This is a genomic window from Photorhabdus noenieputensis (assembly GCF_018448935.1).
Classification (GTDB): Bacteria; Pseudomonadota; Gammaproteobacteria; order Enterobacterales; family Enterobacteriaceae; genus Photorhabdus; species Photorhabdus noenieputensis.
On sequence record NZ_RCWC01000006.1, the window covers coordinates 119,472 to 136,667 of the forward strand.

Annotated in this window: 15 protein-coding genes; 2 read left to right on the plus strand and 13 right to left on the minus strand. The window is 44.8% G+C overall.

Annotation, left to right across the window (positions count from 1 at the left end; all coding sequences use genetic code 11):
* Position 1: 1 nt before the first annotated feature.
* From EAE91_RS06935 to menF, 7 genes are all read right to left on the minus strand, one after another.
* Positions 2–343: a DUF4258 domain-containing protein gene (locus EAE91_RS06935; protein ID WP_036812032.1), complete on the minus strand. Its 342-nt coding sequence runs from the start codon at positions 341–343 to the stop codon at positions 2–4.
* Between the two features lie 53 nt (positions 344–396).
* Positions 397–1,797: an o-succinylbenzoate--CoA ligase gene (menE, locus tag EAE91_RS06940; RefSeq protein ID WP_214087838.1), complete on the minus strand. Its 1,401-nt coding sequence runs from the start codon at positions 1,795–1,797 to the stop codon at positions 397–399.
* Positions 1,785–2,756 (minus strand): o-succinylbenzoate synthase, encoded by a 972-nt coding sequence (menC, locus tag EAE91_RS06945; protein WP_214087839.1) that lies wholly within the window; start codon positions 2,754–2,756, stop codon positions 1,785–1,787. The genes menE and menC overlap by 13 nt, the downstream gene beginning before the upstream one ends.
* A complete protein-coding gene (gene menB, locus EAE91_RS06950; RefSeq protein ID WP_214087840.1) occupies positions 2,756–3,613 on the minus strand; it encodes a 1,4-dihydroxy-2-naphthoyl-CoA synthase in 858 nt (285 codons plus the stop codon). The genes menC and menB overlap by 1 nt, the downstream gene beginning before the upstream one ends.
* A gap of 18 nt (positions 3,614–3,631) precedes the next feature.
* Entirely contained in the window at positions 3,632–4,432 is an 801-nt protein-coding gene (menH, locus tag EAE91_RS06955; RefSeq protein WP_244868706.1) for a 2-succinyl-6-hydroxy-2,4-cyclohexadiene-1-carboxylate synthase, read from the minus strand.
* Positions 4,393–6,087: a 2-succinyl-5-enolpyruvyl-6-hydroxy-3-cyclohexene-1-carboxylic-acid synthase gene (menD, locus tag EAE91_RS06960; protein ID WP_214087841.1), complete on the minus strand. Its 1,695-nt coding sequence runs from the start codon at positions 6,085–6,087 to the stop codon at positions 4,393–4,395. Before menD ends, menH begins: the two co-directional genes overlap by 40 nt.
* A 104-nt stretch (positions 6,088–6,191) precedes the next feature.
* The gene (gene menF / locus EAE91_RS06965) at positions 6,192–7,511 is read right to left on the minus strand and encodes an isochorismate synthase MenF (protein ID WP_214087879.1); all 1,320 of its coding nucleotides are present in this window, start codon (positions 7,509–7,511) and stop codon (positions 6,192–6,194) included.
* A 995-nt stretch (positions 7,512–8,506) separates the two neighbouring features.
* Here menF and EAE91_RS06970 point away from each other — a divergent pair.
* Both EAE91_RS06970 and EAE91_RS06975 read left to right on the plus strand, forming a co-directional pair.
* Positions 8,507–9,733 (plus strand): alpha-xenorhabdolysin family binary toxin subunit A, encoded by a 1,227-nt coding sequence (locus EAE91_RS06970; RefSeq protein ID WP_214087842.1) that lies wholly within the window; start codon positions 8,507–8,509, stop codon positions 9,731–9,733.
* Between the two features lie 45 nt (positions 9,734–9,778).
* Positions 9,779–10,840 (plus strand): alpha-xenorhabdolysin family binary toxin subunit B, encoded by a 1,062-nt coding sequence (locus tag EAE91_RS06975; protein ID WP_214087843.1) that lies wholly within the window; start codon positions 9,779–9,781, stop codon positions 10,838–10,840.
* Positions 10,841–10,938: 98 nt separating this feature from the next.
* Here the strand turns inward: EAE91_RS06975 and nuoN are convergent, their stop codons facing one another.
* The 6 genes from nuoN to nuoI are packed head-to-tail and all read right to left on the minus strand — an operon-like array spanning position 10,939 to position 17,187.
* Positions 10,939–12,396, minus strand: coding sequence for an NADH-quinone oxidoreductase subunit NuoN (gene nuoN / locus EAE91_RS06980; protein ID WP_214087844.1), 1,458 nt, complete (start codon positions 12,394–12,396; stop codon positions 10,939–10,941).
* A gap of 6 nt (positions 12,397–12,402) precedes the next feature.
* Positions 12,403–13,923, minus strand: coding sequence for an NADH-quinone oxidoreductase subunit M (gene nuoM, locus EAE91_RS06985; protein ID WP_214087845.1), 1,521 nt, complete (start codon positions 13,921–13,923; stop codon positions 12,403–12,405).
* A 20-nt stretch (positions 13,924–13,943) separates the two neighbouring features.
* Positions 13,944–15,791, minus strand: a complete 1,848-nt coding sequence (nuoL, locus tag EAE91_RS06990) for an NADH-quinone oxidoreductase subunit L (protein WP_214087846.1) — start codon at positions 15,789–15,791, stop codon at positions 13,944–13,946.
* Complete coding sequence (gene nuoK / locus EAE91_RS06995; protein ID WP_011147297.1) at positions 15,788–16,090, minus strand: NADH-quinone oxidoreductase subunit NuoK; 303 nt, start codon at positions 16,088–16,090, stop codon at positions 15,788–15,790. Before nuoK ends, nuoL begins: the two co-directional genes overlap by 4 nt.
* Positions 16,087–16,632, minus strand: coding sequence for an NADH-quinone oxidoreductase subunit J (gene nuoJ, locus EAE91_RS07000; protein ID WP_214087847.1), 546 nt, complete (start codon positions 16,630–16,632; stop codon positions 16,087–16,089). Before nuoJ ends, nuoK begins: the two co-directional genes overlap by 4 nt.
* Before the next feature lie 12 nt (positions 16,633–16,644).
* Entirely contained in the window at positions 16,645–17,187 is a 543-nt protein-coding gene (nuoI, locus tag EAE91_RS07005; RefSeq protein ID WP_058588749.1) for an NADH-quinone oxidoreductase subunit NuoI, read from the minus strand.
* Positions 17,188–17,196 lie beyond the last annotated feature (9 nt).

The window sequence follows — 17,196 nt, forward strand, 5'->3', positions numbered from 1 at the left end:
CTTATTTAACTATTACCGTAATCACAAAACAAGACGGGTCATACTCACATCTTTTTAAAACAATAACGACTTCGATCAATTCTCCCGCCGCAATGCCTTGAAGATTGAATTTCCAATCACCACTCGCCGTTTGATGTGGTTGCTCTGTTATATGATTATGTCGGCTCTTTAATACGTTAATGATTTGCCGAGTCGTCACTCCTCGCTCAACCATTCTTTGTTTAACATGATGAGTATATTTAATACGCCCCGTGTGATTCTCAGCTAACTCACTGATAATTCTCTTTGCTGATACAGAATTCAGAGGAAATTCTCTGATTATAGGCAATCCATTTTCTTCCATGAAATCTCCTATCAAAAAGATATCTATCATTATGATAGTTTAATCGATATAGATCAAGAAAAACTGGGTAAATCCATCACCCATTTTTTAATTTGCTGGCGGGAAATTTTAATGCCGCTATTTTTAAACTGCTTAGGTAGCAGATAGTAAGCGATCGGGCGCTGAAAAGAAGCCAGTTTACCCATCAACCATTCAGGTAATGTATCAATAACCTCAGATGAATTACTGTCTATCACCGCGACAGGGCGATAACCAAATTCAGGATCGGGTACGGGAACAATAAAGTTTTGTGCGACCTGCGGGTAGGTGTTAATCACCCGTTCAATATCTTCCGGCTGAATCCCTTCTCCACCGCTGAAAAATTGATTATCCATCCGGCCAAGTATTTGTAACTCACCGTTTTGTATCACTCCTCGATCACGGGTATGAAACCAACCATCACGATCAGCTAACGGTTGTAATTTACCATCCAACCAATATCCATTGGCAAGGCTGCCAGAACGAATCTGAATTTCCTCATTTATCAGCCGAATTTCTTTGCCCGGTAAGGGATTGCCGACACCGGGAAGATCATTTGCCCGTTTAATGCATACTGTTGAAGCCAGTTCGGTCAAACCATAACTACACCAGCAATGAATACCTTGTTGCTCTGCCCTTTGAGTCAATTCAATGGGGATCATTGATCCACCTAACAGCACTTGTTTCAAATTCAATGACTGATTTTGTGACTGCTCCAGTAATCGCCAAAGCTGAGTCGGAACCAATGACGCGTGAGTACAATCAGCTAGAGCGTGATCCAACAGATTGCTATTTCCTAGCACCAAAGAGGCCCCTTTCATTAACCAGCGCCAAGTAATCCCCTGGCCCGATACATGAAACAACGGCAATGAGAGCAGCCAGCTATCTTGCTGCTGAAAATTGATTGCTGAAAGTACATCTTGCGCACTGGCAAGATGAGCATAAATCGAGTGAACAGCCGCTTTAGGCAATCCAGAAGAGCCAGAGGTCAGTATCATACTGGCCGGACGCATAGCATCCCATGCCACTGAATTATCATCAGAATTTAGTGGTTCACTTTGCCAATCGAGGGATCTGGCATCCATCACAGGCAAGTTGTCACCACAAAAATCAGCCACAAAATCGATATTCAAATGTGGCAGTAATTCAGCCAAGAGCATTTCAGGCAATTGAGGATTTAGTGGCAATACCCGCGCACCGCACTGTAAAGCCGCAAGATAACAAAACAACATCTCTTCGCTGTTCTTTCCTCGCAGCATTACGCCACTTCCTTCAACTACCCCCTGTTGGCGAAAATTGGCCGCTATGGTATCCAAAGAGATAGCTAATTGATGCCAGGTTAGGGAACGATCACACAACTTAACAGCAATATTTTCAGGGCTAAACGACGCCCAGTAGCGCCACGGCCACTGGGAAAATGGATTTAACTGCGCCATGCGATTTCTAACTCGTCCAATCTTGTTACTGGCATCGTGCTACCCGGCCAACGGCGCACCAACTGAGACTGAATCAATTCCAGCGTATCCAGTCCAGGAATAGTCGCTGGCGTCAGCCAATGAGCAATACGGGCAAGCTGAGTCAAACCGAAGCTGGTTTCAATACTGGAGCTGATCACTGCCTCTAATCCAGCATTGTGCGCGACTGAAATCAACTGACAGCAACGGGAAAGGCTTCCTATCAAAGTGGGTTTAATCACAATAGCCGTCACCCCTGCTTGCGCCTCTACGTTAAAACCTTCATCACGAACGCTTTCATCCCATGCAATGGCGATCCCTGTATCACGGGCAAAAGAGAGCGATTGTTCCGGGGTTTGACATGGTTCTTCCAAAAAGGCAATTCGGTTGCGGTAATCAGGATTGACATACTTAGCGAAATTGTCCGCTTTAGCACGGCTCCAACTGCGGTTAGCATCCAGCCGCAAAGACAAATCCGGCACCGCTTCCAGCAAAACGTTAACGACCATGCCATCACGTACAGCTTCATACAGCCCGATTTTCACTTTGGCAACTTTTTGCCCACTCATGTTACTGAGACGAACAATCAATTCATCAGGATCGCCATTACACAGTGGCGCTTTCCGGTAGTCAGCCTCTTCCGGTAATTTACCCTGCAATTCAGCTAATGCGCAGCTAATCCCAAATGCGACAGAAGGTAATTTACTTTCATCAGGTTCAGCGCCAAGGCACCTCTGTTTAAGCCATGCCACCGCTGCTTCACCGGCCTGTTCAACGGTTTCTTTGCTGAATTCCGGTAGTGGTGCAATTTCACCCCATCCCTGTTGACCATGTTCCTGTAAGTGAACCAAAAAACCATCACGGGTTTTAAGCCGCTGATATCGCAGGATAACACCGGCCTCCATTGGCAATCTGAACCGGTATAAAGTTGCAGTACGCATTATGGGTTACGTTTAAATTTACTGAAATCAGGATGGCGTTTCTCAACAAATGCATTACGTCCCTCCTGACCTTCTTCTGTCATATAGAAAAGCATGGTGGCGTTACCTGCCAGTTCCTGCAAGCCAGACTGACCATCACAATCCGCATTTAGAGCCGCTTTTAAGCAACGCAAGGCCATTGGGCTATTTTTCAGCATCTCACGACACCAGCGAACGGTCTCTTTTTCCAGATCCGCATAAGGCACAACTGTATTAACCAGCCCCATTTCCAACGCTTGTTTAGCGTCATATTGACGACACAAAAACCAGATTTCACGGGCCTTTTTCTGACCAACAATCCGCGCCATGTAAGATGCCCCCCAGCCACCGTCAAAAGAGCCCACTTTAGGCCCAGTCTGACCGAAAATAGCATTATCAGCCGCAATGGTCAGATCACATACCAAATGCAATACATGACCACCACCAATCGCATATCCAGCAACCATAGCAACAACGGGTTTTGGACAAGTGCGAATTTGGCGCTGGAAATCCAAGACATTCAGATGATGCATGCCGTTGTCATCCTTATAACCACCATGATCACCACGGACTTTTTGATCACCACCAGCACAAAAAGCTTTTTCACCCATCCCCGTCAGGATAATCACACCGATATTGTCATCATAACGGGCATCATCCAACGCCTGCATCATCTCTTTAACCGTCAATGGCCGGAATGCGTTACGTACTTGCGGGCGATTAATAGTGATTTTAGCCATACCATCGGTGGATTTGTGATAAAAAATATCTTCAAACCCTTCGGAGCAGTCCTGCCATGTAATTGGGGCATAAAGTTCTTCTTCGCTCGGGTAAATCATATTCGTATTCCTTATATATTAAAGAGTGATAAAAAAATGGTTTACTGCCGCAGCAAACGCTACTGCGTTCGCTCGGTGAGCATTATGCCCAACACGTGGAATGATTTGCAGCGGCAAAGTGCAACGTTTTGCCAATTGCTGAAATTTCTTATCATTCTCGCCACACAGATAAACAAAAGGTAACTTCAATTGTTGCAGTAAAGGGACCAACCAGGGTTGATATCCAAGTGACGTATTTTCCAGCATATTTGCCACACCATCGCCATTATTATGACGGCGTACTTTGATCAGTTGCTGACGCTGTTCAGGTAATAGATCAGAAAAAACCGGCTGTTGATACCAATCAGATAAAACCTGTTCAATCGGCTGAGAACGAAAACGTCGGGCCCAATTTCTATCGTGTTCGAGACGATTATTCCGCTCCTGTTGGGAAAATAACCCAGGATTTCCTCCTTCAATCAGTAACCCGCATAATCCCCGAATATCACCATAACAAGCATGATACATAGCAATACGGCCCCCTAAAGAGTAACCAATCAGCCAGTATTGACTAATTTGCTGCTCTGCTAGCGTTTCAGATAACAGACAACTCATCTCCATAAGATCTTTTACCCGCACGTCAGTGGAATCACCGTGACCGGGCAGATCGATGACCAATGAGGGATGTTGAGCACACAGATTCACTAACGGCAACCATTCATCACCACAGCCCACTAATCCATGCAACCACACCAGCCAAGGCCGGTCGTTGTGACCGTTGAACTTACGACAAGCCAGACTCACAACATTGCCACCTGTTTTAACAGTTGTTGCAAACATTCAGCACCTTCTCTCTCCGGCACTTTTAGCTCAATCAACGTGGTTTCATTTTGTTGCCATGCCTGTTCAATACCTTGTTGTAACTCCAGCCAACTTTGTGGGCCGACATATTTCAAGCCGAACATCGCCGCAGCATGCTCAAAATTAACCTGCTGAGGCATACAGTAAAAACGTTGCCTTGCTTCTTCCGGGGTTGGTAGTAAAGAGAAAATTTGCCCGCCGTTATTATTTACCACTATTAACACGATTGGTGAGGAAGGATGACGCAACAGAGCCAAACTATTGAGATCATAAAGTGCCGATAAATCACCGATGACAACTAAAGTAGGTTTTGCTGTTGCCCGTTGCACCCCCGCCGCAGTGGAGATTAATCCATCAATGCCGCTAGCGCCGCGGTTACTGTAAACCGGATACCCTGCTGGTAATTGCCCCAGTGCATCTATCAAACGAATAATCAAGCTGTTACCGACAAACAACTGCCCCCGTTCAGGCAGTAATTCACGCAATCGATAGGCCACCGTTGCTTCACCGAATTTCCCTGCCAATTCTGTTCTGACGCAACTAACGGCTTTTTCTGACCAGACAATGAGCTCTTCTGCCCACGGTGTATGCGATTGTGCCCACGGTACACGCGGCTGTGCAGGATGAGCCAGTAACCAGTCAGCAATATGACAGGTCAATTTTTTGCCACGATGATTGGCAGGATCAAGCCGACCAGGTATCGGATCAATAATCCAAAACTCCTGCGGCTGGCATTTCGCCTGCCACTGTAACAAGCGTTTCCCTATCAGGCTAGAACCAAACTGCACTACCAGTTGCGCTGGCGCTAAGATTTCCTGCACATGAGGATTATCCAGCCATAAATCGGCACAAGGCAGTGGCTGCCCAGTTTGTGAAAGCGCATTGCCAATCAGCGGCCAGCCCAATGCTTTTGCCCATTTAGCAACATTAACTCCCTCTTCGGCACTCATTCGACCAGCCAATACAACGCCTTTTTTCTGTTGCCAACAGTGCCAATCCGGTACTTCCGCCACAACATTAGCGACTGGCTGGCTTAACCAAGGTTCGTTACTCCTCCACCAATCGCCCAACTGCTGCTGCCACTCTTCATAAGCAGGCTCTTCATTACCATATAATGGTTCAGCAAATGGGCAATTAATATGCAAGGCCCCATGCCGCAAATTCGCCATGCTATGATCTATAACAGAAACCAGCCAACTTGCCGGAATATCTACGGTCGGTCTTGGTAAAGAGATTGTTTGGCATGGATGAGAAGCAAAAATATCATTCTGACGGATAGCCTGATTTGCACCACAATCCATCAATTCTGGTGGCCGATCAGCCGTAAGGAAAACCACCCGTTCACCGGTTAAACTGGCTTCAATTAATGAAGGATAGAGATTTGCTACTGCGGTTCCAGAAGTCACGATGACGGCAACCGGCTCTCTGCTTGCCTTGGATAATCCCAGAGCCAGATACCCTAATCCACGTTCGTCAAAATGAGTATGACAAATCAGTTTGTTATTTGCCGCGGCAGCAAGTGTCAAAGGCGTGGAACGTGAACCGGGGGCAATGCAAACATGACGTAATCCATGACGAGTAAGTGCTTCCAATAAAAGCTCCGCCCAGCGGCGGTTAAATGCGCTGTTTGACATAGTTTACTCAAAGAATTTCTATAAAAGCTGACTATTAGCCTAACGGCACAAATAATTATTTCTTTATCCTAGTTCAATGAATTGCCATTTAATCGGAGATTTAACTATTCACCTTTCAGTAAAGTGCGCAGCCCGGCAGCTTTATTCTCTATCTCTATCCACTCTTGTTGTGGATCAGAACCCATCACAATCCCGGCACCGGCATACAGTGAAAGTAAATTGTCGTTAATTTCTGCGCAACGTAGGGAAACCGCAAACTCACTCTGTTCACAGGAGAGATATCCTGCGGAACCCGCATACCAATCACGATTGAATGGTTCGCTATCACGAATAAAATCACGTGCCGTTTCACGAGGTAATCCAGCAACAGCAGCCGTTGGTTGTAAACGATGCAAACAATCACTATCACGGGCATTCTTTAATTTTCCCTGAATCCGACGGCGTAAATGCTGGACTTTTCGCAAACGAATCACATCTGGCGGAGCCACATCGACAGAAACCACGGCACCTTGAAGACGCTGACAAATATCATCAACAACGAGCAAATTTTCATGCTGATTTTTTTTATCGCCTAGCAGCCATTGCCCCAATTTTTCGGCTTGCTGAGCATCATCAGAATTAGCAACCGTCCCCGCCAACGCTTCTGTATAAAGCTGAGTCTGCTTACGGTAGTAAAGCCGTTCGGGTGAAGACGCCAAAAATGCCTCGTACCGATTAAAAGCCAGCATAAAATGATAACAACGGTGATTTATCTGGCGACTCACTGCCATAAATTGTCCAGCCGCTAAAGATTCACTCAATATTAGTTGCGTCTTACGCGCCATCACAACCTTCTCCATCTTACGATGGGTGATAGTCTCCAAAGCCTGCTCAATCAAGTCACACCATTGAGTACGCTCTGGTACATTCTCCGCGTTCACGACCACCGCCTGTAACGCAGAGAATTCCCGGTGCGGAACTAACTGTTGCAAAAATTCCTGTGCATTTTTTACATCTTGTCGGCCAGCTATATTTAAATACAACCAGCTTTCGTCACGGCAGCGACGTAATTCGATACGAGGTAAAAACAGATAACCCGCTTCTCCTACTTCGGATTGCGTAATACGAGCGGGTTGAATCCGATCCCAAGCATTCAGCCCCCAGATCCGTATCTGTGGAAACTGACTATTTCTGTACAAAAAATCTTCGGCTAAAGCGATATCACTGAAAAGACGGATTTGCCCACAAGCAGCGACCTCTTCATGGCCCTCTCTGTGATGCCAATAGAACTGTGGATAATGAGACTGAACTGCCAGCCATTCCAGCCAGTAAGTGCTGCAACCTGCTGGCAAAGGAAATGAAATCTGTTGGATACCAACTTCGCTAACTTGTTCATTACTCAGTGTTTTGCATACATTAGCGACAACATTAGCAATTTGATTCACCACTTCTGCCCCAAAAGACGTGATAAAAATTAGGATTATACGGGGCATTAATAATAATTAAAGCCCTGATTATTTATGTAACTATACTTGTTCGATTCCGTTAGCGGAATGCCATTATCTCAATACTGAAACAGGATAAATCAGAAATTTTGTCCTTCAGATAACGAATACTAAGTTCATTAGTATGATCAATTTTCACGATGCAATTTATAAAAAGTGACTCTTTTACTTACTACGAAAAATCTACTAAATAGCGTTATTATAAACAAAGAAATAAACACTTATTCTTCAAAAAAATCATATCTTATTTTCACAATAGCCAAATAAGATTATTCAAAAATCTCATTGCTTGTTAATTTGAATTATCATATAAATAATTAAGACTTTAATTAAAATATAGATCTAAAAATAACAAAAACCTTTGTTAAATGACATTGAAAAAATAGATTACGATTCCATCTATTTTTTAAACATGCCATAAATGACAAATAAAAAAACATCTAACTTATTCTTTACAAAAAGACCATATTATCCACCTTTTAAATTAATAAGGTGAAAATTACATAACCCCCACATCATAAATCAACTTAACTAATTGTTTTAACTGGATTTTCAAAACACAACATTAAAATATTTTATATTTACCATATTAACATCAATTAAAAAATGAAATTTCAAACCATATAAAAAAGAGAAATAAAAGATCATTCTTACATTTAATGATTAAAATAATAAAAATTCATATTATTTAATTCCATATATTAGATATACAAAAACCATAAATAATTTTATTTAAGATTAATTGCAATGCAAAAAATTATTTAATAAAACTCATGAATAAAACTATTTTTTCAACAATTACTCGCGGAAATATATGTATTTTTAATTCGGATTATTCAATAAAAAACACAACGTTAATTTAACAATATGAGTATTATGACGTTCGGTTGTGCCTTGATGTATTTAATAGTTTTTCAATAAAGCAAGAACCACTAATGGAGAAATATATGTTATTAGCTCAACTTCCAGCGGAAAAAACACTAAACGAAACAGATATTCCCTCGGCTACCTTGCAATTACTGACTGGTAAACGAGAAGGTGTTGCACGCCCCGGAGGAATATTTACCAAAGAAGACCTGATTAATATCAAACTGTATGTTAAGAAAGGGCTATCATTCCCTTTTAATCTTGAGGAAGTAAAGAGCTACTTGGGTTACCAAAAGATCGATATCGCCGGATTAGAACCAGAAGATATTCACACTTTGTTTGAAGAGATCCGCACTCACTCGTTTAGCTGGAGCCATGTGGAAAACGATATTCTGCAACAGAGCATAGACCTGGAAGTAGTTGGCAAACAAATCACCGAAACGGGTGAAAATATCATTAGTATCATTAATGAAATGCCAATTATCACACGCATAAAGAGGAGATTAGGAGGGATATCGCATAGACAACTCGCCGAGATCACCTACACCCATGAAGATAGAGAAGTCTCATCTGTTCTGGGAGAAATCCTTGACACCATGAAAAATGATATTAATAAACAGCGGGAGAAAACTGAAAAGGTCAAAACCGAAGTATCTGATTTCAAGCTAAAGCTAATTGGTGGCAGATTGTCAAACGGCAGCATTGCTCTAGGTTTACAACCGCAAGTCGAAAATAAGCGAAAGCTGATGAGAGATAATAAGATGTCGGTCAGCATCGGAGATCTGGACGATAAAATCACTGAGAAAAAAGAGGAAATTACCCAACTCAAGAAAGACTACGATAGATTCGTAGGATTAGCTTTCTCCGGTATCGCAGGGGGACTGATCGGCCTCGCTATTACTGGTGGCATTTTTGGTTCCAAGGCAGAAGAAGTGCGAAAACGTAAAAATATGCTGATCGAAGAAGTACGCAGCCTGGAAGAGAGCATCAAAGGTAAACGCGCACTACAAAAATCTATTACTAGTTTATCACTTGATTTTAGCGACATTGATACCCGTCTGTTGGATGCAGAAGTGGCTCTGAACCATTTGGATTACATGTGGCAATCCATGCTGACCCAGATCAGCGCGTCTAAAGACAAATTCACCCAAATTAACGATGCACTGAATCTGACCTCTTTTATCACTAAATTCCAGCAAGTCATAAACCCTTGGAAAGAGGTAGAAGGTTCCGCTAAACAATTAGTCAAAGTTTTCGATGAAGCATTGAAAGAATACAAACATCGCTATAACTAATCGTTCCCCGTGTTACATAGGACTATAGAAAAAAGGAGTATTAAAATGACTGAAGTCATTACTTTCCCTCAGAAAACTATTACTTATCCAGAAATCAGCGTAAAAACTTTGAGTCAAGCGGTGAAAAACATTTGGCGTTTAACACACCAGCAAAAATCAGGCATTGAAATCATCCAGGAAAAAACTCTGCGCATAAGCTTATATAGCCGTGATATCGACGAAGCCGCTCGCGCCTCTGTGCCTCATCTACAAACTGTTCTGAGGCAACTCCCACCTCAAGACTATTTCCAGACCATCATCGAAATTGATACTGCTCTGGAAAATACCGAATTGGATGACGAGACACGAAAGACCCTGTTGGAAGCACGTTCAGAACAAGTACGCAGTTTAAATAAAGATGTTAAAAACGTCATTTCCAGCTTCCACGAAGAAGCTAATATAATGACCAGCAAAATTGCTGATGTTCAGAATGTTGTTATTTTAGAACGTCTGGAAGAGCGCCTGAAAGAAGAACAGGAAAAAAAAGAAGAGCTGCAAGCCGATATTACGCAGAAAGAGCAGGATAAGGCCAAATTAATCCCAGATCGCGACAAGCTCATCGAAAGCCAAAATATTATCCGTCAATATAATCTGGCCGATATGTTTAAGGACTATATTCCCGATGTCAGTGAACTGGACAAACTGAATCTGTCTAGCCCTAAAAAAGAATTGATCAAACAAGCGATCAAACAAGGAATTGAGATCACTAAAAAGATTCTGACCAATATCTCCACCGGGCTAAAGTATGTTGAGCTAGCTGATGCCAGAATCAAATTGGATAAACAAATCGCTCAATTAACCGAAGATTGCGACGATTTAAAAACTCAGTTAAAAGGCGTAGAACAACGGATTGCCGGTATCGCTGATGTGCATCAAATCGATAAAGAACGCACTACCCTATTACTCCAGGCAACTAAACTGGAACAAGTATGGAGCATCTTTGCCAGCCAATTACAGGAGACCATAGATGATCAAACCCGTCAGCAAAGCCTGACTAAACTCATACACGATCAGCTAGACTACCTTGACAATCTGGAATCACAATACAGCGGGATTCTGCTGAAATAAATATAAGCTTGTCCTCTGAATCAACAAATTGCAATAACCCGGTAAGGATGATCTTACCGGGTTTTTATTCCAAATAATCCGTACAACTGACTGGCTATTTAGAGAATAATTTTCGCTTGCTGTATCACATCAATCAGCGGTTGAGGCCAAATCCCTAGCGCTAACACCAGTAATGCAGAAATCAAAACAACGATCCCGCCGGCAGTCGATGCCCAATTCCTTGGTGTGTCACGATTAAGAGCCTTCGGCGCAGGCAGGTACAAACTCACCATGACCCGTAGGTAGTAATACAAACCGATAGCACTACCCACAACCACAGCACCTGTCAGCCACCACAGTTCCGCTTTCACACCCAACACAATGACGTAGAACTTACCAATAAAGCCAAACGTCATTGGTATCCCTGCCAGTGACAACATCATCACCGTCATCACCGCGGACAGAATCGGTTTATGCCAAAACAGGCCGCGGTATGAGTAGAGGGAATCCGCATCCGGCCCTTTATATGGGCTGGACATGAGGCTAACAACGCCAAATGCGCCGATACTGCTAAACAGATAACCTGCCAGATAGATACCGACTGTTTCTTCCGAAAGCTGGTGATTCTGTACCGCCACCAACGCCACCAGCAGATAACCCAAGTGAGCAATCGAAGAGTAACCAAGCAGACGTTTGATATTTGTCTGGGTCAGCGCCATCAAGTTACCGAACAACATAGAGGCAATCGCAATAACGGTTAATATCGTGCGCAATGCTTCGCTATCCGCCATTGGTGCTTCAACAAACAAACGCACCACTACTGCGAAAATCGCTATCTTACTGGCTGTTGCCAGGAAGGTAGAGACCGGAGCAGGCGCGCCCTGATAAACATCCGGTGTCCAGAGATGGAAAGGCACCAGTGATAATTTGAAGCCAAGGCCAACAACCAGCATACCCAAGCCTGACAGTATCAAAGGTTGATAGATATAGCTGTCAGACAAGCGATGCCCCAATGCAGCAAAAGAGAGATCGCCTGATTCCGCATATAACAACGCTATACCAAACAGCATGAAAGAAGAGGCTGCCGCAGACAGCAACATATACTTAATTGCCGCTTCCAGAGAGCGTTTCTGGCGATATGCATAACCAATCAAACCAAACAGCGGCAAAGTTAATAACTCAATGCCGATAAACAACGATGCCAAGTGGTTTGCACAAGCCAGAAGAATCCCGCCCACTGTCGCAATTAGCACCAGCAAATAGAACTCTTCTTTGTTATCTGGATAATTTTCTAACCAGGAATAGGCGAAAGTCGTCGTTGCCAGGCTCGCAACCAGCACGAGACCGATATAGAGCATTGCATAGCGATCCACATGAACCAGTGGAGTGACATCCATCGCTTCTTGCTGTCCGACAAAATAGAGAGACAGTAGAGCCAGATTCAAACCTACCACGGTCAGAGTGGTGTTAATAAAGTGATCGCGTCGCCACGCAATGGACAGCATCACAACCACTACCGTCAATCCGACGATCAACAGCGGTAACAGCGCGATCAGTTGTTGAGGAGTTATTGTCATGGCGAATTACGGCCTTGTAGTTGAAATTGAAGCTGAATACCAGGTCTGGATGTTATCCATCGCTGCCGCTGAAGTATCAAGGATAGGTTGTGGGTAGAAACCCATCACCACCAGTAATATCAACAGCACCATTACAATGGATACTTCTCGCATATCCATCCGTCTTAGTGGTTCGTCTGATTTTGCCTCACCGTAGTAAGCACGTTGCATCATATACAGGGCATAAACAGAGGCGAAGACCAGACCAAATACAGAAATCGTTATAATTAACGGAAATTCACTAAAACTACCAAACAGGATCATAAATTCACCGATGAAGTTACCGGTCCCCGGCATTCCCAGTGTCGCAACAGCAAAGGAGAGCGATAACGCAGGCAAGAACTGCACACGTTTCCACAAACCACCCATGAGATTCATATCACGGGTATGTAAGCGCTCATAAAGTTGCCCACAGAGAATAAACATACCTGCGGCTGACAGACCATGAGCAATCATCTGAATAATTGCCCCTTGGTAAGCAAGCTGGCTGCCAGAATAGATCGCGATTAACACAAACCCCATATGAGAGATACTGGTATAAGCAATCAAGCGCTTGATATCTGTCTGGCTGAATGCCATCCATGCGCCATAGAAGATCCCGAGCACACCAAACCACATCGCAATCGGTGTGAACTCATGAGAAGCTTCCGGGAACAGTGGCAAAGCGAAACGCAACAGACCATAACCCGCCGTTTTCAGCAAAATACCCGCCAAGTCAACAGAACCCGCTGTCGGTGCCTGACTGTGCGCATCAGGTAACCACCCATGTAACGGCACAACCGGCATTTTTACAGCAAACGCAATGAAGAAACCGAGCATCAGCAAGTATTGAACGGTATGTGACATGGGTGTATTCAGCAGTTTTTGATAGCTGAATGTCCACTCACCTGTTCCGTTATAGTGAACCAATACCAACGCCATAATCGCAATTAACATCACCAAGCCACTCGCCTGGGTGTAAATGAAAAACTTGGTCGCCGCGGTGATACGAGTCTTACCGCCTGAACCTCTGTGCCCCCAAAGCGCAATCAGGAAGTACATCGGCACCAACATCATTTCCCAGAAGAAGAAGAACAGGAACATGTCGATAGCGAGGAACACCCCCATCACACCACCCAAGATCCACAGCAGGTTCAAGTGGAAAAAGCCCTGATATGGCTGATTTTCCGTCCATGAACAGAGAATAGCCATCAGCCCCAGTAGTGCGGTCAACACCACCATCAGCAGCGATAAGCCATCCAGAGCAAGGTGAATACTGATACCAAAACGTGGGATCCACGGCATAAGAAATTCCTCTTGCCATTGAGGTATCCCTTGTGGATTCGCCAAGGTGTAGCCCCCCTGCAACCACAGTTGCAGAGAGAGCACCAGAGTCAACCCCATCGAGATTAACGCGATCCAACGCGGTACACGGGTACCGAAGCGTTCAGCCTGCCAACTCAACAGACCACCGATGAAGGGCATAAGAATTAGCCAAGGTAATAGCATGGCGCAATGTATCCCTTAAATTAAACCAGTAGCAACAGAGCTAAAACCAGCACTGCACCCAACCCCATAGAGGCAACGTACCAACGGACCTGTCCATTTTCACTCAGGCTAAGACCTTTGTTACTCCAGCGTGATAACACCGCAGGAATATTCATCAGTGAATTTAGCGGATCGTTTCGCAATACATGTGTAATGTTCTTGAACGGCTTAACAAATATCCAGTCATAGAGAACATCAAAGCCCCAAGCATTAAACCACCATACGGAGAAGAAACGCCCCGGAGCACTTTTCGCCACACCATTCACTAACTGACGTTTACCCAAATACAGTGCCATTGCCAACAAAATACCCGCCACAGCGATCACGCCAGAAACCACTTCCAAGGTCATTTTGCCTGTGTGATCCGTTGCATGGCTTCCCGGCAACACACCCGCTAATGGCGGCACAATCAGTGCGCCCACAAAGGTGGAAAGCACCAGCAATACCAGTAACGGCAGGTGATGGGTAATACCTTTAACAGGATGGGCTTTGGTTTTCGCCTCACCGTGGAATACGATGAAAATCATGCGGAAGGTATACAAGGAAGTCATAAACGCCCCCGCCAGACCAGCCAGCATTAGGTTGATATGACCATGTGACATCGCTCCCCACAGAATTTCATCTTTACTGTAAAAACCGGCGGTGACAATTGGCAACGCGGATAACGCCGCGCCACCCACCAAGAAACAGACATAAACCAATGGAATGGATTTACGCAATCCTCCCATTTTGAAAATATTCTGCTCGTGGTGACAGGCCAAGATGACGGAACCCGATGCCAGGAACAACAGCGCCTTAAAGAAAGCGTGAGTCATCAGGTGGAAAATTGCTGCATCCCACGCCTGAACCCCCAACGCTAAGAACATGTAGCCAATCTGGCTCATGGTTGAGTAAGCCAATACTCGCTTAATATCAGTTTGCACTAACGCGGCAAAACCAGCCAACACCAGCGTGATAGCGCCGATAGTGCCAACCAGTTGCAGGATTTCCGGTGCCATCAGGAATAGACCGTGACTGCGTGCAACCAAGTAAACCCCAGCGGTTACCATCGTTGCAGCATGAATCAGCGCGGAAACTGGTGTCGGACCGGCCATCGCATCGGCCAACCAAGTTTGTAACGGCAATTGGGCTGATTTACCTACCGCTCCCCCCAACAACATCAGGGTTGCCCAAGTAATCGCCGAAGAACCCGCTTCTAGATGCTGCGGTGCCAAAATCGCCAGCTCGCGGAAGTTCAACGTTCCCAGATTGTCATACAGAATGAACATGCCGATAGCCAAGAAGACGTCACCCACACGGGTAACAACAAAGGCTTTCATTGCCGCGGCACCATTCGCCGGGTTGGTATAGTAGAAGCCAATCAGCAGATAACTGCACAACCCTACCCCTTCCCAACCGAGATACATCAGCATCATGTTATCTGCCAGAACCAGTATCACCATGCTGGCAATAAACAGGTTGGTATAAGCGAAGAAACGGGAATAACCCTCTTCACCACGCATATACCACGAGGCATACATATGGATCAGGAAACCAACACCAGTCACCACACTCAACATGGTAAGCGATAAACCATCAAGAACCAGAGTGAATGGGATACTGAAATTCCCAACTTCCATCCAGTTCCATAGGTTCTGACTGTAAACCAGATCACCTGCACCATTTTGGCTGTTGAAATCGATAGCAACCCATAAGGTCACCAACGCAGCCAAACCAACAGAACTAATCCCAATGGTAGCTGATGTATTTTCAGACCAGCGGCCACGGGAAAATGCCAACAGCAAAAATCCCAGCAGTGGCAGCAGAATTGTTAAATAGAGTAAGTTCATCCGCGCATCTCACTGACTGTATCAATATTCAGATTCTGGCGACGACGATAGAGCTGCAATAACAGCGCCAGGCCAATACTCGCCTCGGCTGCCGCTAAGCTGATAGCCAAAATAAACATCACCTGACCATCTGGCTGGCCCCAATAGCTGCCTACCACAACAAAAGCCAAAGCCGCAGCATTAATCATCACTTCGAGCCCAATTAACATAAACAACAGATTACGGCGGATAATGAGCCCGGTCAGGCCCAACACAAATAGAATTGCCGCCAAAATCAGTCCATGTTGAAGAGGTATCATGGTTGTTCCTCCGCATTTCGGTTGCTGAGCACTTCACCCTGTTTATGCTCACGGCCTATGTGATACGCCACTACCATACCGGCAAGTAATAGCAAAGAAGCCAGTTCAACGGCCAATACATACGGACCAAACAAACTGATACCCACTTCTTTGGCACTGATAACTTCACCTGTGATATTGTCGGCAATATCGCCATGAGAAACATTGATAATGGTATACACCAGCACAACAAGTAGCACGGCTGACAGTATCCCCGGACCGATCCAAGTCTTCGGTTTCAACCAGACACGCTCTTGTTCAACCACAGATTTGCCAAGGTTAAGCATCATCACCACGAAAACGAACAGCACCATAATGGCCCCGGCGTAAACGATGATCTCTAGCGCACCGGCAAAGTAAGCACCAAGCGAAAAAAACACCGCTGAAAGTGCCAGCAGAGAGACAATCAGATACAAAAGCGCGTGTATCGGATTGGTATGGGTAATCACCCTGATAGTTGCCAATATGGCAATCAACCCGGCAGTATAAAACGTAAATTCCATGAATATCGCTCCTTACGGCAACAGGCTTTTAACGTCGATAGGTTTGGCTTCATTGTCGGCTTCACCTTTCGATTTGCCGTCAATCGCCATACCTGTCTTACGGTAAAAGTTATAATCAGGATATTTACCCGGACCTGAAATCGTCAGGTCCTCTTTTTCATACACCAGATCCTGGCGCTTAAATTCCCCCATTTCAAAATCCGGCGTTAATTGGATCGCAGTAGTCGGGCAAGCTTCTTCACATAAGCCACAGAAAATACAGCGTGAGAAGTTAATGCGGAAAAATTCTGGATACCAACGACCATCTTTATGTTCAGCTTTTTGCAGTGAGATACATCCCACCGGACACACCGCCGCACACAGGTTACAGGCAACACAACGCTCTTCACCGTCCGGATCGCGCGTCAGCACAATACGGCCACGGTAACGGGGTGGCAGATAAACCGGTTCCTCTGGATACATTTGGGTTTCGCGCTTATGAAAGGCATGCAAGCCAATCATCCAAATACTGCGTACCTGGGTGGCAAAACCAACCACTAACTCTTTTAATGTCATGGTTCATTC